This is a genomic window from Rhodoferax sp. U11-2br, from assembly GCF_018619435.1.
In the GTDB taxonomy this organism is placed as follows: domain Bacteria; phylum Pseudomonadota; class Gammaproteobacteria; order Burkholderiales; family Burkholderiaceae_C; genus Rhodoferax.
The window spans coordinates 1-20,462 of sequence record NZ_JAHFZF010000049.1; the positions used below are offsets into that span (position 1 = coordinate 1).

At 59.5% G+C, this 20,462-nt stretch carries 19 protein-coding genes and 1 pseudogene; 11 read left to right on the top strand and 9 right to left on the bottom strand.

The window, feature by feature from the left end:
• The coding region (locus KKO72_RS19915) for a hypothetical protein (RefSeq protein ID WP_214943333.1) at nt 1-258 on the bottom strand (258 nt) is incomplete at its 3' end.
• Between the two features lie 8 nt (nt 259-266).
• Here KKO72_RS19915 and KKO72_RS19920 point away from each other — a divergent pair.
• Entirely contained in the window at nt 267-2,495 is a 2,229-nt protein-coding gene (locus KKO72_RS19920; protein WP_214943336.1) for a malate synthase G, read from the top strand.
• Nucleotides 2,496-2,567: 72 nt separating this feature from the next.
• Here KKO72_RS19920 and KKO72_RS19925 read toward each other — a convergent pair whose 3' ends face one another.
• A complete protein-coding gene (locus tag KKO72_RS19925) occupies nt 2,568-3,446 on the bottom strand; it encodes a LysR family transcriptional regulator (RefSeq protein ID WP_214943342.1) in 879 nt (292 codons plus the stop codon).
• A gap of 232 nt (nt 3,447-3,678) precedes the next feature.
• Between KKO72_RS19925 and KKO72_RS21400 the strand changes: the two genes are divergently transcribed.
• Nucleotides 3,679-3,834, top strand: coding sequence for a DUF1127 domain-containing protein (locus KKO72_RS21400; protein ID WP_371736919.1), 156 nt, complete (start codon nt 3,679-3,681; stop codon nt 3,832-3,834).
• 106 nt (nt 3,835-3,940) lie between these two features.
• Nucleotides 3,941-4,168: a cysteine-rich CWC family protein gene (locus KKO72_RS19935; protein WP_214943349.1), complete on the top strand. Its 228-nt coding sequence runs from the start codon at nt 3,941-3,943 to the stop codon at nt 4,166-4,168.
• 110 nt (nt 4,169-4,278) lie between these two features.
• On the opposite strand, the gene KKO72_RS19940 is transcribed toward KKO72_RS19935, so the two are convergent.
• Nucleotides 4,279-6,243: a FimV family protein gene (locus tag KKO72_RS19940; RefSeq protein ID WP_214943352.1), complete on the bottom strand. Its 1,965-nt coding sequence runs from the start codon at nt 6,241-6,243 to the stop codon at nt 4,279-4,281.
• Nucleotides 6,244-6,480: 237 nt separating this feature from the next.
• Here KKO72_RS19940 and KKO72_RS19945 point away from each other — a divergent pair, with 237 nt between their 5' ends.
• Complete coding sequence (locus KKO72_RS19945) at nt 6,481-7,419, top strand: class II glutamine amidotransferase (protein WP_214943355.1); 939 nt, start codon at nt 6,481-6,483, stop codon at nt 7,417-7,419.
• Nucleotides 7,420-7,458: 39 nt separating this feature from the next.
• On the opposite strand, the gene KKO72_RS19950 is transcribed toward KKO72_RS19945, so the two are convergent.
• From KKO72_RS19950 to hemB, 6 genes and pseudogenes are all read right to left on the bottom strand, one after another.
• Nucleotides 7,459-8,238, bottom strand: coding sequence for a carbon-nitrogen hydrolase family protein (locus KKO72_RS19950; protein ID WP_214943358.1), 780 nt, complete (start codon nt 8,236-8,238; stop codon nt 7,459-7,461).
• Between the two features lie 15 nt (nt 8,239-8,253).
• On the bottom strand, nt 8,254-9,216 hold the full coding sequence (gene gshB, locus KKO72_RS19955; RefSeq protein ID WP_214943361.1) for a glutathione synthase: 963 nt from the start codon (nt 9,214-9,216) through the stop codon (nt 8,254-8,256).
• 71 nt (nt 9,217-9,287) lie between these two features.
• Nucleotides 9,288-10,508, bottom strand: a pseudogene (locus KKO72_RS19960) (benzoate/H(+) symporter BenE family transporter); the annotation flags it as partial.
• 177 nt (nt 10,509-10,685) lie between these two features.
• Complete coding sequence (locus tag KKO72_RS19965; protein WP_214943366.1) at nt 10,686-11,579, bottom strand: alpha/beta fold hydrolase; 894 nt, start codon at nt 11,577-11,579, stop codon at nt 10,686-10,688.
• A gap of 19 nt (nt 11,580-11,598) precedes the next feature.
• Complete coding sequence (locus KKO72_RS19970) at nt 11,599-12,732, bottom strand: magnesium transporter CorA family protein (protein WP_214943369.1); 1,134 nt, start codon at nt 12,730-12,732, stop codon at nt 11,599-11,601.
• A gap of 59 nt (nt 12,733-12,791) precedes the next feature.
• Nucleotides 12,792-13,805, bottom strand: a complete 1,014-nt coding sequence (hemB, locus tag KKO72_RS19975; RefSeq protein ID WP_214943372.1) for a porphobilinogen synthase — start codon at nt 13,803-13,805, stop codon at nt 12,792-12,794.
• Between the two features lie 253 nt (nt 13,806-14,058).
• Here hemB and KKO72_RS19980 point away from each other — a divergent pair, with 253 nt between their 5' ends.
• From KKO72_RS19980 to KKO72_RS20010, 7 genes are all read left to right on the top strand, one after another.
• The gene (locus KKO72_RS19980) at nt 14,059-15,159 is read left to right on the top strand and encodes a VanZ family protein (protein WP_214943375.1); all 1,101 of its coding nucleotides are present in this window, start codon (nt 14,059-14,061) and stop codon (nt 15,157-15,159) included.
• A gap of 9 nt (nt 15,160-15,168) precedes the next feature.
• Nucleotides 15,169-15,546 (top strand): ferredoxin, encoded by a 378-nt coding sequence (locus KKO72_RS19985; protein ID WP_078364583.1) that lies wholly within the window; start codon nt 15,169-15,171, stop codon nt 15,544-15,546.
• 109 nt (nt 15,547-15,655) lie between these two features.
• Complete coding sequence (locus KKO72_RS19990) at nt 15,656-16,801, top strand: D-alanyl-D-alanine carboxypeptidase family protein (protein WP_214943377.1); 1,146 nt, start codon at nt 15,656-15,658, stop codon at nt 16,799-16,801.
• Nucleotides 16,802-16,930: 129 nt separating this feature from the next.
• Nucleotides 16,931-17,308 (top strand): 30S ribosomal protein S12, encoded by a 378-nt coding sequence (gene rpsL, locus KKO72_RS19995; protein ID WP_078364581.1) that lies wholly within the window; start codon nt 16,931-16,933, stop codon nt 17,306-17,308.
• A gap of 153 nt (nt 17,309-17,461) precedes the next feature.
• Nucleotides 17,462-17,935 (top strand): 30S ribosomal protein S7, encoded by a 474-nt coding sequence (gene rpsG, locus KKO72_RS20000; protein ID WP_075585502.1) that lies wholly within the window; start codon nt 17,462-17,464, stop codon nt 17,933-17,935.
• Between the two features lie 163 nt (nt 17,936-18,098).
• Nucleotides 18,099-20,201 carry an elongation factor G gene (gene fusA, locus KKO72_RS20005; RefSeq protein ID WP_214943380.1) on the top strand — a complete coding sequence of 701 codons (2,103 nt, stop codon included), beginning with the start codon at nt 18,099-18,101 and terminating at the stop codon, nt 20,199-20,201.
• A 111-nt stretch (nt 20,202-20,312) separates the two neighbouring features.
• Nucleotides 20,313-20,462 (top strand): GTP-binding protein (locus tag KKO72_RS20010; protein WP_251140809.1); only part of this gene is annotated, 150 nt, incomplete at its 3' end.

The window sequence follows — 20,462 nt, forward strand, 5'->3', positions numbered from 1 at the left end:
GGTGGCGTTGGGGGTGATGAGCGGCAGATTATTTCCCAATCCCGTGTTTATCCGACGGATTACCTCCTTTTTTGTCACAACTGCGTGCCTGGGCAGGCGTTCAATTCGGTCGTTTGCCTCACTAAAATGCAATAAATGTTGGCAAAACCAGAGGATGTTGGCTCTGGTCAGCGCGGTCAGGCCCCAGCGGCCACAAACTACTCCAAGCCGCGCTTGCCCTGTTGAGGTTTTCTTTTCTTTGGCTTCATCAATTGACACCCACCACCATGACGCAACGCATTTCCAAACACCGCCTGCAAGTGGCATCCAACTTGTGCCAGTTCGTTGAACAGCAGGTTTTGCCTGGCACCGGCATCACACCCGCCAAGTTCTGGAAAGGGCTGGATGGCATCGTGGCCGACCTGGCACCCAAAAACATCGCCTTGCTCAAGGAGCGTGACCGTCTGCAGACCGAGCTGGATGCCTGGCACACAGCCCACCCCGGCCCGATCACCAACATGCCCGTCTACCGTGCCTTTCTGGAGCGCATCGGTTACCTGGTGCCGGTACCCTCCAAAACCCGCATTACCACCAGCAATGTGGACAGCGAACTGGCCAAACAGGCGGGCCCGCAGTTGGTGGTGCCGATCCTCAACGCCCGCTACGCACTCAACGCCGCCAACGCCCGCTGGGGCAGTTTGTACGACGCGCTGTACGGCACCGATGTGATCGACGAGGCCAAGGGCTGTCAAAAAGTCGGCAAAAAAGGCGGCTACAACCCCAAACGCGGCGCCAAGGTGATCGAGTACGCACGCTACGTGCTGGACCGCTGCGTCCCGCTGAAGAAAGGCTCCCACATCGACTCGGTGGCCTACAGCATCAAGGGTGGCAAGCTGGCCGTCAAACTTGCTGACGGCAGCACCACCGGCCTGGCCGACCACGACCAGCTGGTGGGTTTTCAGGGTGATGCCAAAGCACCGTCCAGCGTCTTGTTCGTGCACCACGGCCTGCATCTGGATCTGATCATCAACCGCGCCACACCCATTGGCGCCAGCGACCCAGCCGGTGTGGCTGACCTGGTGGTGGAAGCGGCCCTCTCCACCATCCTTGACCTGGAAGACTCGGTCGCGGCGGTGGATGCCGACGACAAGGTGCTGGCCTACAGCAACTGGCTCGGCATCCTCAAAGGCACCCTGACCGAAGAAGTCGCCAAAGGCAACAAAACCTTCACCCGTGGCCTCAACCCCGACCGTCTCTACACCGCGCCCGACGGCAAAAAACCGGTGCGCCTGCATGGCCGCAGCCTGATGTTTGTGCGCAATGTTGGCCACCTGATGACCAACCCGGCCATTCTCTACACCGACAAAGCCGGTGAAGTGCGTGAGATTCCCGAGGGCATTCTGGACGCGGTGGTCACCACCACGATTGCGATGCACGACTTGACCAAGACCAAGAAGGACGCCATCCGCAACTCGCGCAAAGGCTCGGTCTACATCGTCAAACCCAAGATGCACGGCCCGGCGGAAGTGGCCTTTGCCAGCGAGCTGTTTGGCCGCGTCGAGAAGCTGCTGGGCCTGCCGGAGAGCACCGTCAAGCTCGGCATCATGGACGAAGAGCGCCGCACCAGCGTCAACCTCAAGGCCTGTATTGCGGCCGCCGCGAGCCGCGTCGCCTTCATCAACACCGGCTTCCTGGACCGCACCGGGGATGAGATGCACAGCGCCATGCAAGCGGGCCCGATGGTTCGCAAAGCCGACATGAAAGCCAGCACCTGGATCCACGCCTACGAGCGCAACAACGTGCTGGTCGGCCTGCAATGTGGCCTGCGCGGCAAGGCACAAATCGGCAAAGGCATGTGGGCCATGCCCGACCTCATGAAAGCCATGTTGGAGCAAAAGATTGCCCACCCCAAAGCCGGTGCCAACACCGCTTGGGTGCCCAGCCCGACCGGCGCCACCCTGCATGCGCTGCACTACCACCAGGTGCTGGTCAGCGAGGTGCAAAAAGACATCGAAAAAACCCACGCCAAGCGCGACGCACAGAGTGAACACGATGCGCTGCTGGCCGGTCTGTTGCACATCCCGGTCACCGCCACCCCCAACTGGAGCGCCGCCGAGAAACAGCAGGAACTCGACAACAACGCCCAGGGCATCCTGGGTTATGTGGTGCGCTGGGTGGATCAGGGTGTGGGCTGCTCCAAGGTGCCTGACATCCACAACATCGGCCTGATGGAAGACCGCGCCACGCTGCGCATCAGCAGCCAACACATGGCCAACTGGGTACACCACGGTGTGGTGACCAAAGCCCAAGTCACCGAAACTTTCAAACGCATGGCTGCCGTGGTCGATGCACAAAACGCGGGTGACCCGCTGTACCAACCCATGGCGGGCCACTTTGGCACTTCAAAAGCCTACCAAGCCGCCTGCGACCTGGTGTTCAAAGGCCTGGCCCAACCCAGCGGCTACACCGAACCGCTGCTGCATGGGTGGCGGCTCAAGGTGAAGGCGGCGGCTTGATGCCGCAATCGGCATTTACTATATAAATAGTAGCTACTAGCCCTCGTTTCCAGAGGGCTAGGGCCTGATTTTTCATGTATGGTCTTGATCGCGAAGACACTGCATGACTTCGTTCAGGCCTTTGGTCAGGTGTTTGTCGCGGCGCACGACCATGCCGAGTTGGCGCACAAGTTTCGGCTTGACGGGCGACGTCAACAGAGCCGTCGTACCACCTCGCTTGAGCGCCAGCCCTGGCAGAACTGACCAGCCAACACCCGCCGCTACCAACTCTTTGATGGCTTCGACACTGCCAAACTCCATGGCTGGCTTGTTTTTGACAGCTGCGGCTTCAAACCATGCATTGGTTGTGCGCCGCGTATTGCCCCCCTCATAAAGCAACAGCGTCTTGCCGTTGAGGAAGTCCGCGTCGGGACCACCTTGCGGCATACGACTGTTTTTGGGCGCCACGGCCAGAAACTCGTCTTCATAAAACGGCTCGATCTCCAAGGAGCGGCCCGAGGCCGGCAAAGTCACAACAGCAAGATCAATCACATTGGCCTCAAGATCGCGCAGCAGCTGGTCGGTATTGCCAATGCGGACCATGATGTCCAGCCCAGGCATACGTTTTTTGGCGGCCGCTATGGCGCGTGGCAGCAAGTGGATGGAGGCCGTGCCGCCGCTGCCAATACGCACGCGCCCAACAACACCTTGCTTGTAAGGCGCCATGGCCAGCTCGGCCGACGCACACTCCTCTAGAACCCGACGTGCGTAGCTGAGCAACTCTGTGCCTGCTTGTGAGGGCAGTGCGCGTCGCCCGACGCGCTCAATCAGACGAATCCCCAAACGTTTCTCAAGCAGTTTGACCTGCAGGCTGACTGCGGGCTGGGTCAATCCGATTTTTTCGGCGGCAGCAGTAAAGCTGCCCAAGTCAACAACACTGATAAAAGCGTAGAGGTGGTCCAGGTTCAGCATTCAAAGAATTCCTTATGGATTGCATATGAATCATAAGCTTCCTTTTTGATGGATCTCCGTCGATGATGGCACTGCCTTGTCCATAACAGCGAGTTTTTCCCCGCCTGAGGCGAGTTGGACACCCTGGCAGAGGTTGGTCGCATTGAAGAGAAAACAGGAATGAAAAATGACAGCAGGAATGACCACATTGGCAAAAAAGCACGCCCAGAGGCGGGCTGATCTGGTGGATAGCATGGCAAGACGCGCCTTGACGGCGTGCCAACAATACCTGATCACAAGACGCAAACAACAGACACTCAGGCAGCTATCGGACGCTCAGCTTTCGGACATTGGACTAACCCGTACGCAGGCGCGCGCCCACATCCACAACGGATGGTTCTGGGAATAGGGGCGCGTCTGGCGTACAGACCCGAGACTTATGACAAGTCATCACATCTTGCGCGGACTCCGGTCGATACACTTGGCCCATCGACTACCTCAGCAGATCGACACCCATGCCACTCAGCGCCATCCCCTCCACCCCAACCGACGCCTCCTTGTGCCCACTCTGCGGTCAACCCAACCAGTGCGCGATGGAGGCGCAGCGTGTCACCGGCCAGGAACAGGCGCCCTGCTGGTGCCTCCAGGTCACTTTCAGCCAGAGCCTGCTCGACAGCATCCCTGCCGCAGGCCAACACCTCGCGTGTGTTTGCGCCACGTGCGCCACAAAAAAAGAGGTGTGAACAGGCCAGATCAGGGCGCCATCACTGGCGGAAAAGGCGGTGGTGCCGGATCGTCGATGCGCGCAGCGTCGACACCGTCACGCAATAGCGTGTCTCTCTGCTGTTGGTGTTTATACCGGGCCTGAACCGCGGGGGACCTGGTTCTGTCCCGGTGCGTCCAGGTCCAGATCAAGGTCCAGACTTTGCGCTGGCTGGTCGATCACCGAGAGGTCCAGTGTCAGCGGACCGCTGCCGCCGCTGCTGTCCATGGCCTCTAGGGGGCTGGCGTCGGCTGGGGTCTCGTCAAATTGACCACGCATGGTCATGGCCAGTTCGGCCATTTCTGCCGCTGCGCTGGATGTACCCAGGCCGCCGTGTGAGGTCATCTTCCAGGGGGAGTCCGAGGTGACTTTTTCGGCCACGGCGTGCAGCATCAGCAGGTCACGGAACGCAGCCAGGTCAAACGACAGTTGCATCGGGGCGGCGTCGTTGTGGAAGATGCAAGCCTCCAGAAAAGCGATGGCTTCGATGTTGGGCCAGAATCGGGTCAGCACAGCCAGTGGTTCGGCGTAGGCCAACAGGTCGCGGCCTTCGTTGTTGTAGGCCGGAAAATCGGGCACCGACACATTGAAGAACTGGCTGAAGGCCACGCGCAGCTCGCGGAAATCGGCCTTCAAACCCTGCGCATGGTAGAGCGACAGCAGGTCCAGATAGACCAGCGGGTTGGGCTCGGTGCTTTCCATGATCTGGCGGCGCAGGATGTTGAGTGCACGATCCGTCTGCCCCAGGGACACAAAAAACTCGGCTTGCTGGCGAATGTCGGAGATGCTCTCTACATTGATGTTGTGGCCGCTGCCAAACCCATCCACAGGCACCACGGCCAGAGGCTCGGTCGAGATAGATGGCGCCACATTGGAGGGAGCCAGGCTGTCCAGATCAATGTCCAGGTCGTGATCGGGGTCCGCTTCAGGTTGTGTGCTGGGCGCCACGGCGGCAAGTGGCACGGCCTGCTGGTGGATGAACTTGCCAAAATCAGACAGTGGTGCCGAGGGTTGAATGGTGGTGGCCGGTGTGATCACCAGTGTTTCTGAAGCATCCTTCTGGGCATGCTGCCACCAGTCTCCCTGTTGGGCCTTTTGCTGTTTGCGCAGCACCCAGGCCAGTGCACCGAGCGAGGCCAGCAACAGCCCCAGCACCAGGTAGAACCAGGTCATTGGCACACGGTCGGCCTCGGCCTGGCGCAGCTTGGACTGGAACTCGGCCAAGCTGGCCTGATTGATCACGGCCAGGTCTTTGAGGGTTTTGACATCATTTTGCAGGGCCTGGATGAGCAGAGCCTGCTGCACCACCTCATCGCTGGGTGCCGGTGCAGATGCGGGCGCTGAGGCCGGTAAGGTCACCGGCAAAGCTGCTACTGCCTGGACCGGCGCCACGGGCTGGGCATCCAGCTTCAGGACCGGCTTGGCCGCCACAGGTTCTGCTGGTGCCACCCGCTTGATCGGGGCGGCTGGTTTTTTCACCACCGGCTTGGGGGGGAGTTTGCCAACAACGGGTGCTCTGGCCGGGGTGGTCTCTCGCACCAAGGAGGAGGTCGTTGCCGATGAAGTTGCGCTGTTGGTGTCCACCGGGCCAGACGCTGGCACCTTCTGCGGTGTTGATGCGGCATGTGCGGTGGCATCCGCGATCGATGCGGCGCTTGCTCTGGGCAGGTCTGGCGCAGGAAAGTCGGACAACAGCACATAGCGGCGCGAGGTGGCTGCACCACAGGTGGCGCGCAGCACCACGGACACCACCGGCTCGTCAACCGCCGAAGTTGACCTGATGCGTACCATGGCCGTCGGAACGGGCCCGGTGGTGACGGGTGTCACGGTCACGGACGGATTGACCTGTTGCACGTCGGCAAACAGAACATCGGCCGACAGGCAGGACGCCAACGCTTCTTCGCCAGAGCCTAACAACACCGGAACAGACACATCCAGAGAACGGCCAACCACCGCGTTGCCGCGCAAGTCACCCAGGGTAAAAGCGTGGCTGGATGCCGCTGCACCCGTCAGGACTGCCATCAAGGCAACAAAATAACTGACTCTGTTCTTCAAGACAGCTGTCCCACGTTGTGTTGATTGACGCATCGAAAAAGACCCAGTGACCGGCACAGGTGTACCAGCTGATCTGACAAAATAAAGTCCAAACGAATACCCTGAAAGCATACTCGCAAGACAGCTTTATTTTCTGCCATCTTGCCCCTTTCAAACTAAACATAGCAGGAAATCTATAAGCTTTGGGCCTCAGTGCAACATTTCGCTTGTCAGTGCCAAGCCACCAGAACACCCACCATGTGCCAACTCCTCGGAATGAACAGCCATTTGCCAGCCAGCTTGACGCTGAGCTTTACCGGGTTTTCACAGCGCGGCGGCTGCACCGACCACCATGGCGATGGCTGGGGCATCGCGTTTTTTGAGAGTGATGGTGCCTTGCCAAGCAAAGGTGTGCGGCATTTTGTCGACAAACAAAGCGCAGCCACCTCACCGATTGCGCAGATGCTCAAGAATTACCCGATCAAGAGCCACAACGTGGTGGCCCATGTGCGCAAGGCCACGGTGGGCCAGGTCACGCTGGAGAACACCCACCCCTTTGTGCGCGAGTTGTGGGGGCGCTACTGGGTGTTTGCCCACAACGGTGACCTGAAGAACTTCAACCCCTACCTGCACGGCCATTTCAAGCCGGTCGGCAACACCGACAGCGAGCGCGCTTTTTGCTGGCTGATGCAGGAGCTGGACAAATCGCATGCCGACGTGCCCTCGGTGGATGAGCTCACGCGCACCCTGCAGGAGTTGGTGCCGCAAATCTCCAAACACGGTACCTTCAACTTTTTGCTCAGCAACGGCCAGGCGCTGTGGGCGCATGCCACCACCAAGCTGTGTTACGTGTTGCGTGCCCACCCGTTCCATGAGGTGCACCTGAAAGACGACGACGTGACGGTGAACCTGGCGCAGCTCAACAGCCCACAGGACCGTCTGGCCATCATCGTGACCGAGCCCTTAACCACCGACGAGGATTGGACGGTCTTTACCCCAGGTGAACTCAAGGTGTTTGTGGATGGTACCTTGGCGCATTGCAGCTGCCAGTGCGCCGCACCACCGCGCCCGGCGCCGATCACCGACCCGTTGGGCCCGGTGCCGGTGGTGCCCGAAGGACCGGCGCCCCAGTGCCAACGGGCCTGTGCGGCCTCAAGCGCCTGCACCAGGATGGCGACCACCGCCACCGCGGTCTGAGCACCCAAGGACGGCACAGAATGCAGTGCTCAGCCCGCCTCAGCGGCGTGGTGGGTTGGCAAACACATAACGCGGGTAGACCGACTGTGCCGCTTTCGACTGGCTGAGATCGATCTCGCGGGTGACAAAGGGCTCCGCCTGGGAGGTGCGTGCGATCTCAGCACCTTTGGGGTCAATGATCCAGCCCACACCGCCACAGGCGCCGTCAGCGTGCCTGCGGTTGGACGAGAGGCTGTAGGCGCCGCAGCGCACCGCAATGGTTTTGGCCAAAGCCACCCAGCGCTCGGTGGTGGCCTGCCCACTGGCACGCGGCGTCACAATCGCCTGCACGCCTTGCGCCGGGTAGCCGCAGACCGAGTCCAGGGCCCACAGCTCGGTGCAAATATTCAGGCCAAACACCAGGTCCCCTGCCGCAAAGGCTGGGAACACCGCTTCACCCCGGTCAAACCAGGTGGCCTCCCAACCACCGGCCTCATTGGGCAAATACGCCTTGCAGCGCAGCGGCACCAGGCCTTGCTCGCGATGCCAAAGAAAGCCTTGGTTCAGCGGCCTGCCTGAGCGGCTGACAGGAAACGCACCGAGCACCCAGGTACATCTCAGCTCACCGAGCCGCTCCACCCGCTGCTCGGCCTGCGCCACAGCGTCGTTCCAAACCGTCTGGTCAAAGCGTGCCTGCTCCCACACGGCGGGCAAAAAAGCAAACTCGGGCAGCAATACCAGGTCTGGCTGGTGTTTGGCGGTGTGTTGGCACAGCCGGGTCCAATCCTCCTGGGCGCTGGCCGGATCGTCCCCGCGGATTTCACAAACGGTGATGCGCATCCAGGGCCTCGTGGATCAAGCGGCGGCGCAAGCCGCTTCCAGGGCGTCCACAAACATGGCGGCCACGTCAAACCCGGTCTGGTCAGAAATCTCCTGGAAACAGGTCGGGCTGGTGACGTTGATCTCGGTGAGGTGGTCCCCAATCACATCGAGCCCGATCAGCAGCAAACCGCGCGCGGCCAGCACCGGGCCAATCGCCTGGGCAATCTCGCGGTCACGCTCGGTCAACGGCTGGGCCACGCCTTTGCCACCGGCGGCCAGGTTGCCGCGCACCTCACCACCTTGCGGGATACGCGCCAGGCTGTAGGGAACTGGCTGGCCACCAATCACCAGCACCCGTTTGTCGCCCTGGGCAATCGCTGGCAGAAAAGCCTGCACCATCACCGTCTCGGCACCGTCCTTGTTGAGGGTTTCGATGATGGCGCCCAGGTTCAGGCCGTCTTCTTTGACCCTGAAAATGCCCATGCCGCCCATGCCGTCCAGCGGCTTGAGGATGATGTCTTTGTGCTCCGCGTGAAAGCGCCGGATGGCCTGGGCGTCACGGGTGACCAGCGTGGGGCCAATGAACTGCGGCCACTCGAGGATCGCCAGTTTTTCTGGGTGGTCCCGCAGTGCACGGGGTTTGTTGAAGACCCGGGCGCCTTCGCGCTCAGCCTGCTCCAGCAAATGGGTGGCGTAGAAAAACTCGCTGTCAAACGGCGGGTCCTTGCGCATCACGATGGCGTCAAAGTCCCTCAGGGCCAGCGGCGGCGCATCGGCCGCTTGTGGCGCTTCGGTGAACCAGTCAGGGCTCTGGCCGGTCAACGTGATGTGGCGCACGCTGGCGGTCACCGGGGCACCACGCTGCCACAGGATGTCTGTGGGCTCACAACTGCTGATGCTGTGGCCGCGCTTTTGTGCCTCACGCATCATGGCAAAGGTGGTGTCCTTGTAAATCTTGAACGATTCGAGCGGGTCGGCAACAAACAACAACTTCATGGAAACATCACTTTCTGGGTGGGCCACATCGGGCCTGGGACGCAAAACGAGACTGCCGCGCACTGCAAAGATCAGCGCGGCGGCAGGTCAAAGTGCGATTTTCCCGCCCTTTGCACCAACAGTGCCAGCGCCCCGGCAATCACCCCCCAAAACGCCGAGCCCACACCCGCAATCACCACACCGCTCAGGGTGACCAAAAAGGTGATGAGTGCGGCCTCGCGGTGGAAGTCGTCGCGCAGCGCCGTCGTCAGCGCCGAGCCAATCGTGCCGAGCAAGGCCAGGCCGGCAATCGCCGCGATCAGCTCCTTGGGGAAGGCGGTCAGGGCGCCGGTGATGGCGGTGCCAAAAATACCGATCAGGATGTACAACAGGCCACACGACACCGCTGCGGTGTAGCGTTTGTCGGGGTCGGGATGGACCTCACGGCCCATACAAATGGCTGCGGTGATGGCGGCCAGGTTCAGCGCATAGCCCCCAAACGGCGCCAGCACCAGCGTGACCAGGCCGGTCAGCGTGATCATCCCCGACACCGGGATGCCGCGCTGCTCCGCCGTGCGGCCATAACCGGCGGCGTTGATCACGGCCACCCCCGGCAGGTTTTGTGAGGCCATGGTCACCACAAACAGCGGCAGCGCCAGGCTGATGGCAGCACTCCAGCTGAACTGCGGCTGGGTGAACACCGGCATAGCCAAGCCAAATTGCACGCTAGCCCCCGTGAATCCTGAGGTCATAGCTACATAGGCAATAGCAACCAGCAAGGTCGCAGGCACCGCGTAACGGCTAAGCCAGCGTTTGCCCACCAGGTAGGTCAGCAGCATGATCAACACCAGCGGCAAATTGGTTTGTGCTGCGGTGAAGGCCTGCATGCCAAAGCGCGCCAACACCCCGGCCAGCAAGCCAGAGGCAATCGCCATGGGCAAGTGGTTCATGGCGCGCTCAAACCAGCCGGTGGCACCCACCAGCGTGATCAGCGCCGCACACAGCATGAAGGCGCCCACCGCTTCCGCCATGCTGAAGCCACCCGCAACACCCGCAGTGGCCAGCACTGCGGCGCCGGGTGTGCTCCAGGCCACCATCACCGGCTTTTTCAGGATCAGCGAGGGCACCGCGCTGCAAAAGCCCATGCCCAGGCCCAGCGCCCACATCCAGGAGGTGATGTGTTCGGGGGTGGCGCCAAACGCCAGCGCGGCTTGGAACACGATGGCCACCGAACTGGTGAAACCGACCAGGACGGCGACAAAACCGGCGGTGAAAGCACTGGGGGAAAGGTCTTTGAAAAACTGCATGGCGGGCCTATGGGTAAGGCCTGATTCTTACATTGCCTGCGCAGCCGCAACCTCGTGCTGTGGCAGGCCTTGCGTCAGCCCTCAAGACAGCCTTTTGTGCCGCCCCTCACACGGGCCAGCACAAGATACATCCTTACAGAGAAAAACTCGTCTTCGCCCTTGATTTGTATGGGCCGATAGCTATTATTTTTGAGTCAGAAAGTCGCGCACTGCGGGCAGGGACAGTTCGGGCGTTTCTTCTTGCGGCAGGTGGCCCACCGACGCCAGCGCCAGCAGTTGGCTGTGTGGTATGGCCTGGGTGTAGTCGGCCGCGTTGGTAAACGGGATCATCGCGTCTTGTTGGCCCCAGACCAGCAGTGTGGGGGCACGGATGCTTTGCAGCAATGGCCGTGGGTCCACCAGCACCCGTTGTCGCAAACGTGCCATCAGCGCCTGGCGGGAACCGGGTGCCAGCATCAGGTCGTGGTAGAGCGTGGTTCGTTCATCGGTGAGTGTGCTGGTGTTGGCGTATGCGGGCGCCAGGTTCAAACGCAGAAGCCATTTGGGCAGGGTGAAGCGCATCAGTTGCAGCGTGACCGGCACCTCCGGCTTCTCGCCATAGGCTTCGCCCGGGCTGGTAAAACCATCGGGTGCCACCAGCACCAGTTTGTCGACCCGTTGCGGGTGGGTGGCGGCCAGGGTCCAGGCGATGCGCCCGCCCATCGAGTGGCCGGCCAGGCTGGCGCGCTTGAGCTGCAGCTGGTCCATCAGCGCCAGGATCAGCGCGATGGCGCGGCCATCACTGTAGTCGCCCGTGGGGTCGGGCGTACTCAGGCCGCTGCCGGGCAGGTCCAGCCGAATCACCCGCAACGACCCTGACAAACCTTGGGCCCAGGCGTCCCAAGTCTGCAGGCTGCCACCAAAACCATGGAGCATCAGCACCGCTGGCGCTTCACGCGGGCCACTGTCGCGCACATGCAGCCTGATGCCCTGCACCTCAACCAGGTCACTCGGGGCGGCCAGGTAACGGCGTTCCAGGTCGGCCCGGTCCAGATCGGGGGTCCACAACAGCCACAGGCTCAGGAGCAGGATCAACATGGGCAAAACAAGCAACAAACTAGCGCGCCGCCGAGCGGTCCAGGTAACGCTTGCGCCAGAAAAAGACGATCAGGCCCAGTGCGATGAGGCCCATCGAGCCCATGGCCAGCCAAAAACCATAGGCGCGGTGTAGCAGCGGAATGGCGTCGAAGTTCATGCCAAAAATGCCGGCAATCAGGTTCAGTGGCAGGAACACCGCCGTCAGCACGGTCAGGGTGCGCATGATCTCGTTGGTGCGGTGGCTCTGCGCATTGAAGTGGATCTGCACTGCGGTCTCGGCATTGCGCTCCAGCTGGCTGACATGGTGCACCACCCGGTCAATGTGCTCCAGCACGTCGCGGCTGCGCACCTGCAGCAGGTCGCGCTCTTGCTGGCCCAGGTGGCCTTCACTCTGCGGCCAGGTTTTCAGCGCTTCGATCCAGTCCTGGATGGCGCTGCGCTGGTCGTCGCAGATTTCGTCGAGCTGGTGCAGGGTCTGGCGCGCGTCGAGCACGGTGCGCCAGTTGGTGAAACGGGTTTTGGGGTCGATCAGCTCGGTTTGCCAGTGGTCAAGCTGGTGGCTGAGTTCACGGCGCAAGGCCAGGAAACCGTCCACCATGTGGTTGACGATGCGCAGCATCAAATCGGCCGGGCTGCCGGGTAAATCACGCGCACCTGCCGCTGTGTGACCTTCGGGCAGAGCGGCCGGGTGACCACCTGCGGCCAGCAGGCGTTGTGCATAACTGTCGCGCTGGCTGCAATCGTCCGGGTGCACACTGAGCAAAAGCTGGTCAAACACCACCAGCCCGACGGCCCGGGTGTCGATGCGCCGCAGCAGGGGCGGCCCGCTACGTTTGTTGCTGCGTGGAGCGGCTGGCGCCAGCGCCGCGTCATTCTGGCTTTCTGCCAGACGGCGAAACACCAGCATGTCGTATTGCGAGGTGTAGTCAAAGCGCGAGGGTAGTTGCTGGTTCAGCAGGTCAGAGACATGCAGGTTCAGCAACTGCAGGCCACACAAACGCTGAAGTGTGGCCTGCAGTCTATGTTGCATCTGCTCGAATTCGGAGCGGGTGCAGCTTAGCCACAGAAAGCCGGGGGTGGGCAGGCGCAGCTCTTCCAGCGTGTTGGTGAGGTTCTCCGCCACGCTGCCCGCGTGGATGGCAAAGATGCGCATGCCCAGTAGTTATATAAGAAAAAGCCGTCTAGCCCTTATGGATAAAGGGCCAGTAGCTCTTATTTCTTAAGCAAGCGAGCAGCGTCGCGGGCAAAGTAGGTGAGCACACCGTCGGCGCCAGCACGTTTGAAAGCCAGCAGGCTCTCCAGCATGACGGCGTCGTGGTCGAGCCAGCCGTTTTGTGCGGCGGCCTTGAGCATCGCGTATTCACCGGACACCTGGTAGGCGAAGGTGGGAATCTGGAACTCGTCCTTGACACGGCGCACCACGTCCAGGTACGGCATGCCGGGTTTGACCATCACCATGTCGGCACCTTCGGCAATGTCCAGCGCCACTTCGCGCAGCGCCTCGTTGCTGTTGCCGGGATCCATCTGGTAGACCTTTTTGTTACTCTTGCCGAGGTTGCCCGCCGAGCCCACGGCATCGCGGAACGGTCCGTAGAAGGCCGAGGCGTATTTGGCGCTGTAGGCCATGATGCGGGTGTGGACGAAGTGGTTGGCTTCCAGCGCCTGGCGCACGGCACCAATGCGTCCGTCCATCATGTCGCTCGGTGCCACGATGTCGGCCCCGGCCCCGGCTTGGGTCAGCGCCTGTTTGACCAGAATCTCGACGGTGGCGTCGTTCATGATGTAGCCGTCCTCGGCCGGGTCCGGGTCAATCAGGCCGTCCTGGCCGTGGCTGGTGAACGGGTCCAGGGCCACGTCGCACATGATGCCGAGCTCGGGAAACTCTTTCTTGAGGGCCTGCACCACTCGTGGCACCAGGCCGTCGGGGTTGAGGGCTTCACGGCCATCCGGGGTTTTCAAGGACTGGTCAATCACCGGGAACAAGGCCATCACCGGGATGCCCAGCTTCACGCAGTCTTCGGCCACCGGCAGCAGCAGGTCCAGACTCAGGCGCTCCACACCAGGCATCGACAACACCGCCTGGCGCTGTTGCGTACCATCCACCACAAACACCGGGTAAATCAAATCATTGGCCGTCACCGCATGTTCACGGACCAGGTTGCGGGTGAAACTGTCGCGGCGCAGACGGCGCGCACGGCCAAGGGGAAAAGGCGCGTAAGGGGTCATGTTTAAATTCCTTTGCTTGATTTTGTCGTCGTAAAGACATTATTTCGTGCTTGACTTGATACAAGGAAAAATTTTTGTTAAATTACGACCCGGGCAGTTTACTGCCCCCCGCTTTTCCTCCCTGAGCGGGGCCTTGATGTGTGACAGCAAATAGGCTTACCACCCCAGCCCTTGTGCTGGGGTTTTTTTTGGCCGCTCTGTGTTCTCCCCTAAACTGGCCGCATGACCCCGACCCCTTTCCTGTGATACCAGCATGCCTGCGCACAAAACCTCGGCCTGGCCCTTGGCGGCGGTGTATGTCGGCCTGATCGTTTACGCCAGCCTGTACCCGTTTGTGGGTTGGCGCGATCAGGGGGTGTCAGCCTGGTTGTTTCTGACGGCACCCTGGCCCAGGTACTGGACGGCGTTTGATGTCATCTCCAATGTGCTGGGGTACATGCCACTGGGTTTTTTCATGACCCTGGGGGCCTTGCGCACCGGCCACCTGCGCTGGGCCGTCTGGCTGGCGGTGCCAACCGCCGCCGTCTTGTCGGTGGCCATGGAAACCCTGCAAATCTACTTGTCCGCGCGGGTGCCATCCAACCTGGATTTGGTCTTGAACATTTCAGGTGCGGCACTGGGTGCGTTGGTGGCCTGGGGTCTGGAAAAACTGGGGCTGCTGCAGCGCTGGAGCCGGTTTCGGGCCAATTGGTTTGTGCCGGACGCGCGTGGTGCCTTGGTGTTGTTGGCGCTGTGGCCCCTGGCCTTGTTGTTTCCGACCACGGTGCCGTTCGGCTTGGGTCAGGTGATGGAGCGTCTGGAAGCCACGCTGGCTGACTTGCTGACCGACAGTCCTTTTCTCGAGTGGTTGCCGGTGCGCGACATTGAGTTGCAGCCGCTGTGGCCGGTGACCGAATGGTTGTGTGTGCTGCTGGGGGTGCTGATTCCGGGTCTGTTGGGGTATTGCATCGTTAGCCAGGCCGGCAAGCGCCTGTGGTTCCTGATCTGGATGGTGGTGCTGGGTGTGGGGGTGACCAGTTTGAGTGCAACACTGAGTTTTGGGCCAGAGCATGCCTGGGTCTGGTTGAGTGAATCGGTGCGGAGTGCCTTGGTGGTCGCGCTGGTGCTGCTGGCGGTGCTGTTGGCCGTGCCGCCACGAGCTGCTGCTGCCCTCGCGGTGCTGGCGTTGGGGGTGGATCTGAGCCTGATCAACCAGACTTCGACCGACCCCTATTTTGAGCAGACCTTGTTCATGTGGGAGCAGGGCCGTTTCATCCGCTTTCACGGGTTGGCGCAGTGGCTGGGTTGGTTGTGGCCTTTTGCGACACTGCTGTATGTTCTGAGTCGGGTGTGGGGAAAAGAGCCGCGCAACTAAAATTCGGGCATGACACATCCCACATCCCCAGAGGCTGCCGCTGCCACGCAGGCGCCCGCCGCCAGTTATTTTCAGCGGCACATTTTTTTCTGCACCAACGAGCGAAGCAATGGCCAGACCAGCTGCGCGCAGTTTGACGCCCAAGGCGCTTTTGAGCACTGCAAGGTGCTGGTGAAAACGGCCGGGCTGGCGGGTCCAGGTCAGGTGCGGGTGAATAAGGCCGGATGCTTGGACCGTTGTGCTGCTGGGCCGGTGGCGGTGGTGTACCCTGAAGCGGTCTGGTACAGCTATGTGGACAAGGCTGACATTGAAGAGATTGTGGAATCCCATCTGAAACACGGGCAGGTGGTGGAGCGCCTGCTGGTGCCGCCAGACGTGGGGCACTGATCCGTTTTAAACCAAATCGTGCTCCAGCCCTTGTTTGTAAAGGGCTGAAGGCTACATTAATAATAGTAATGAATGGCTTACCTGCGGGTGGGGCGATGTATTCCTCTCTATGAAAAAAATCTTCTTGATTTTGGTGACTTGGATGGCGTTGAGTGCTGCGGCACAAACCCCGCAAGCGCCTGAAATTGCCGCCCGCTCTTATGTGCTGCTGGATGTGACGGCGAACCAGATCCTGGCGCAGAAAGACATCGACATGCCGGTGGAGCCGGCGTCTTTGACCAAGCTGATGACGGCTTACCTGGTGTTTGATGCCCTGCGCAACAAAAAAATCGACCTCAAACAAACCCTGTCGGTGAGTGAGCGAGCCTGGAAAATGCCCGGTTCTCGCATGTTCATTGACCCGAAGATGCAGGTGCCGGTGGAAGACCTGATCAAGGGCATGATTGTGCAAAGCGGCAACGACGCCACTATGGCGCTGGCCGAAGGTGTCGGGGGCAATGCTGAGCGTTTTGTGCAAATGATGAACGAGCAGGCCAAGATTCTTGGCATGAAGTCCACCAGTTACAAGAACCCGGAAGGTCTGACCGAAGCGGGCCACACCACCACAGCGCGTGACCTGAGTGTGCTGGCCATGCGACTGATGCGTGATTTTCCCGACTATGTGCACTACTACGCGATCAAACATTACCGCTACCCAGGCACACCTGCGGCCAATGACAACAACCGCAATTCCCTGCTGTTTCGCGATCCGACGGTGGATGGCTTGAAAACCGGGCACACCGATGCGGCTGGTTATTGCCTGATTGCCACGGCGCACCGTGATGTGGCTGGTATTGGCAGCCGTCGCCTGTTGTCGGTGATGTTGGGGACGGCCAGCGAAAACGCCCGCGCCAACGAGTCGCAAAAACTGCTGAACTGGGGTTACACCGCCTTTGAGGCGGTCAAGTTGTTTGACGGTAACCAGGCAGTGGTGACGCCAGCCATCTGGAAGGGGACCCAGTCCACGGTTGGGCTCGGGCAACCCCGGCCGATCATTGTGGCTGTGCCCGCTGGCAGCACTGCCAAATTGTCCACCGAGGTGGCGCGTCCTGAGCCGCTGGTGGCCCCGTTGACCAAATGGCAGGCTGTCGGGACGCTCAAAGTCAGTAGCCAGGGTAACCTGGTGGCGGAGGTGCCGCTGCTGGCACTGCAAGAGATTGAGCAGGCAGGGGTGATTGGCCGCGCGTGGGATGCCGTGAGGCTCTGGATCAAATAAAGTCCATTGCCCTCGTCAGGGCTACCTGATATAGTAGCGGGCTTTTCGGGATTTCCGAAGGGGTTCACGTTCTCGTTATTTTCATGTTTTCTTAAGCGTTTAGGGACGTTTAGTTTTTAGGAGGCTCAGGTGCCAACCATTAATCAGTTAATTCGTCAAGGGCGCGCGGTCGAAACGATCAAGTCCAAAAGCCCGGCGATGGAAAATTCTCCACAACGCCGCGGTGTTTGCACCCGCGTCTACACCACCACCCCCAAGAAGCCCAACTCGGCTTTGCGTAAAGTTGCCAAAGTGCGCTTGACCAATGGGTTTGAGGTGATTTCTTACATTGGCGGTGAAGGCCACAACCTGCAGGAACACAGCGTGGTGCTGGTTCGTGGCGGTCGTGTCAAGGATTTGCCCGGTGTGCGTTACCACATCGTGCGTGGTTCGCTCGATTTGCAAGGCGTGAAAGACCGCAAGCAGTCGCGTTCCAAATACGGTGCAAAACGTCCTAAGGCTAAATAAGCTTTTGGTTTGTTGGTTTGAAAAGGTGTTTGTTGCTGCGTGGCGCAGTCGGCAAACGTAGTGACCCAAGGTTCGGGTCGAGTAAGTGAGAGTCTTATTTGTTAACTCTCGCGGTGTTGTTGAAACACCAACTGAAGCAATAGAGGTGAAAAAATGCCACGTCGTCGCGAAGTCCCTAAACGTGAAATCCTGCCGGATCCTAAATTCGGCAATGTCGAGCTGTCCAAATTCATGAACGTGATCATGGAAGGCGGCAAAAAAGCGGTTGCTGAGCGCATCATTTATGGTGCGCTGGAGCAAATCGCCAAGAAGCACCCCGATAAAGACGCACTCGAAGCGTTTACCGTGGCGATCAACAATGTCAAGCCATTGGTTGAGGTGAAGTCTCGCCGTGTCGGTGGTGCTAACTACCAAGTGCCAGTGGAAGTGCGTCCGGTTCGCCGCTTGGCCTTAAGCATGCGCTGGATCAAGGAAGCTGCCCGCAAGCGTGGTGAGAAGTCCATGGCCCTGCGTCTGGCCAATGAGTTGCTGGAAGCGACTGAAGGCCGTGGCGGTGCCATGAAGAAACGTGACGAAGTTCACCGCATGGCTGAAGCCAACAAGGCTTTCTCTCACTTCCGCTTCTAATCAGCGGTTACTGCGCGGTTTTCATGCGTCGCTGCAGTCTGTGCTTGTGTTCTTTGTGTCACTTGCAAGACTGTCCAGTTTGAAAGCTGCTCCCTGCGCCGCTGAGGTCAAAAGCCTTCAGCGGCGTAGTAGTTTGAAAATATAGATCAACCAAGGATCCATCATGGCCCGCCATACCCCCATTGAGCGTTATCGCAACATCGGTATCTCTGCTCACATTGACGCTGGTAAAACCACCACCACCGAGCGTATTCTTTTCTACACCGGTGTGAACCACAAGATTGGTGAAGTGCACGATGGTGCGGCCACCATGGACTGGATGGAGCAAGAGCAAGAGCGTGGTATCACGATCACCTCGGCTGCCACTACCTGTTTTTGGAAGGGGATGGAGTCCTCTTTCCAAGAGCATCGCATCAATATCATTGATACCCCTGGCCACGTTGACTTCACAATTGAAGTTGAGCGCTCCATGCGTGTGCTCGACGGTGCCTGCATGGTTTACTGTGCTGTGGGTGGTGTTCAGCCTCAGTCTGAAACCGTGTGGCGCCAGGCTAACAAGTACAAGGTGCCACGTCTGGCCTTTGTAAACAAGATGGACCGCACAGGTGCCAACTTCTTCAAGGTTGTTGACCAGATGAAGCTGCGTCTGAAGGCCAATCCTGTGCCGATCGTGATTCCGATTGGTGCTGAAGAAGGTTTCACGGGTGTGGTTGATCTGCGCAAGATGAAAGCCATCATCTGGGATGAGGCGTCTCAGGGTATGAAATTCAACTACGAAGAAATCCCTGCTGACTTGCTGGCGAAGGCCAAAGAGTGGCGTGAAAAAATGGTTGAGGCTGCAGCAGAAGCCAACGAAGAGTTGATGAACAAATACCTTGAAGAAGGTGATTTGACTGAAGCCGAGATCACCTTTGGCTTGCGTACACGCACAATCGCTTGTGAGATTCAGCCGATGTTGTGTGGCACTGCGTTCAAGAACAAGGGCGTCCAGCGCATGCTTGATGCGGTGATTGAGCTCATGCCATCGCCGCTGGATGTGCCACCGGTGGTTGGTTTTGATGATGAAGAGAAAGAAACCACCCGCAAGGCGGATGACAACGAAAAATTCTCTGCCTTGGCCTTCAAGTTGATGACCGATCCGTTTGTCGGGCAATTGACGTTTGTGCGCGTTTATTCAGGTGTGCTGACCAAGGGTGACACGGTTTACAACCCGGTTCGCGGCAAGAAAGAGCGTATTGGCCGTATCGTGCAAATGCACGCCAACAAGCGCGAAGAAGTCAGCGAAATTGTTGCTGGTGACATTGCTGCGTGCATCGGCTTGAAAGATGTGACCACCGGTGAAACCCTGTGTGATCCAAGCGCGGTCATTATGTTGGAGCGCATGGTGTTCCCTGAGCCGGTGATTACGCAGGCTGTTGAGCCCAAGACCAAGGCGGATCAGGAAAAGATGGGTATTGCCTTGCAGCGTCTGGCTCAGGAAGATCCGTCATTCCGCGTCAAGACGGACGAAGAGTCCGGGCAGACCTTGATTGGTGGTATGGGTGAGCTCCACTTGGAAATCATTGTGGATCGCATGAAGCGTGAATTCGGTGTGGAAGCCAACGTGGGCAAGCCACAGGTTGCCTACCGCGAAACCATCCGCAAAACTATTGAAGATGCTGAAGGCAAATTTGTGCGTCAGTCCGGTGGTAAGGGTCAGTACGGCCACGTGGTGCTGAAGATTGAACCCAATGAAGCTGGTAAGGGTATTGAGTTTGTCGATGCGATCAAGGGTGGTGTGGTGCCGCGCGAGTTCATTCCGGCGGTCGAAAAGGGTATCAACGAAGCTGTTACACAAGGTGTGTTGGCTGGCTACCCCGTGGTTGACGTCAAGGTCACGCTGCACTTCGGTTCGTACCACGATGTGGACTCCAATGAACTGGCGTTCAAGATGGCTGCTATCTTTGGTTTCAAGGAAGGCTGCCGCAAGGCTGGTCCGGTGATTCTTGAGCCCATGATGGCTGTGGAAGTAGAAACCCCTGAAGACTACGCTGGCAACGTGATGGGCGATTTGTCCTCACGCCGCGGCATGGTTCAAGGCATGGAAGACATGGTTGGTGGTGGCAAGGCCATCAAGGCTGAAGTGCCGCTGTCTGAAATGTTTGGTTACTCAACCACTCTGCGATCCATGTCTCAGGGACGTGCGACTTACACGATGGAGTTCAAGCACTACACGGAAGCACCGCGTAACGTGTCTGAAGCCATCATGGCAGCTCGCGCCAAGTAAAAAGAATCTGTCTGCGATGTCGCACCCCTCGCTGCCCGTGGCGAGGGATCCCGTGACGGCATGCAAACATTAAACCAATCCACGGGCATTGCTCTTTTAAGGAACTGAAAAATGGCAAAAGAAAAATTCGCACGTACCAAGCCCCACGTCAATGTGGGCACCATTGGTCACGTTGACCACGGCAAAACCACCCTGACTGCGGCCATCACCACTGTGCTGGCAGCCAAATTTGGTGGTCAAGCCAAGGCGTATGACCAGATT

Bases quoted from the DNA above. Each gene is read 5' to 3' on its own strand.
- KKO72_RS19920 (WP_214943336.1), top strand. From the start codon at position 267: ATGACGCAACGCATTTCCAAACACCGCCTGCAAGTGGCATCCAACTTG.
- KKO72_RS19925 (WP_214943342.1), bottom strand. From the start codon at position 3,446: ATGCTGAACCTGGACCACCTCTACGCTTTTATCAGTGTTGTTGACTTG.
- KKO72_RS21400 (WP_371736919.1), top strand. From the start codon at position 3,679: ATGGCAAGACGCGCCTTGACGGCGTGCCAACAATACCTGATCACAAGA.
- KKO72_RS19935 (WP_214943349.1), top strand. From the start codon at position 3,941: ATGCCACTCAGCGCCATCCCCTCCACCCCAACCGACGCCTCCTTGTGC.
- KKO72_RS19945 (WP_214943355.1), top strand. From the start codon at position 6,481: ATGTGCCAACTCCTCGGAATGAACAGCCATTTGCCAGCCAGCTTGACG.
- KKO72_RS19950 (WP_214943358.1), bottom strand. From the start codon at position 8,238: ATGCGCATCACCGTTTGTGAAATCCGCGGGGACGATCCGGCCAGCGCC.
- gshB (WP_214943361.1), bottom strand. From the start codon at position 9,216: ATGAAGTTGTTGTTTGTTGCCGACCCGCTCGAATCGTTCAAGATTTAC.
- KKO72_RS19965 (WP_214943366.1), bottom strand. From the start codon at position 11,579: ATGTTGATCCTGCTCCTGAGCCTGTGGCTGTTGTGGACCCCCGATCTG.
- KKO72_RS19970 (WP_214943369.1), bottom strand. From the start codon at position 12,732: ATGCGCATCTTTGCCATCCACGCGGGCAGCGTGGCGGAGAACCTCACC.
- hemB (WP_214943372.1), bottom strand. From the start codon at position 13,805: ATGACCCCTTACGCGCCTTTTCCCCTTGGCCGTGCGCGCCGTCTGCGC.
- KKO72_RS19980 (WP_214943375.1), top strand. From the start codon at position 14,059: ATGCCTGCGCACAAAACCTCGGCCTGGCCCTTGGCGGCGGTGTATGTC.
- KKO72_RS19985 (WP_078364583.1), top strand. From the start codon at position 15,169: ATGACACATCCCACATCCCCAGAGGCTGCCGCTGCCACGCAGGCGCCC.
- KKO72_RS19990 (WP_214943377.1), top strand. From the start codon at position 15,656: ATGAAAAAAATCTTCTTGATTTTGGTGACTTGGATGGCGTTGAGTGCT.
- rpsG (WP_075585502.1), top strand. From the start codon at position 17,462: ATGCCACGTCGTCGCGAAGTCCCTAAACGTGAAATCCTGCCGGATCCT.
- fusA (WP_214943380.1), top strand. From the start codon at position 18,099: ATGGCCCGCCATACCCCCATTGAGCGTTATCGCAACATCGGTATCTCT.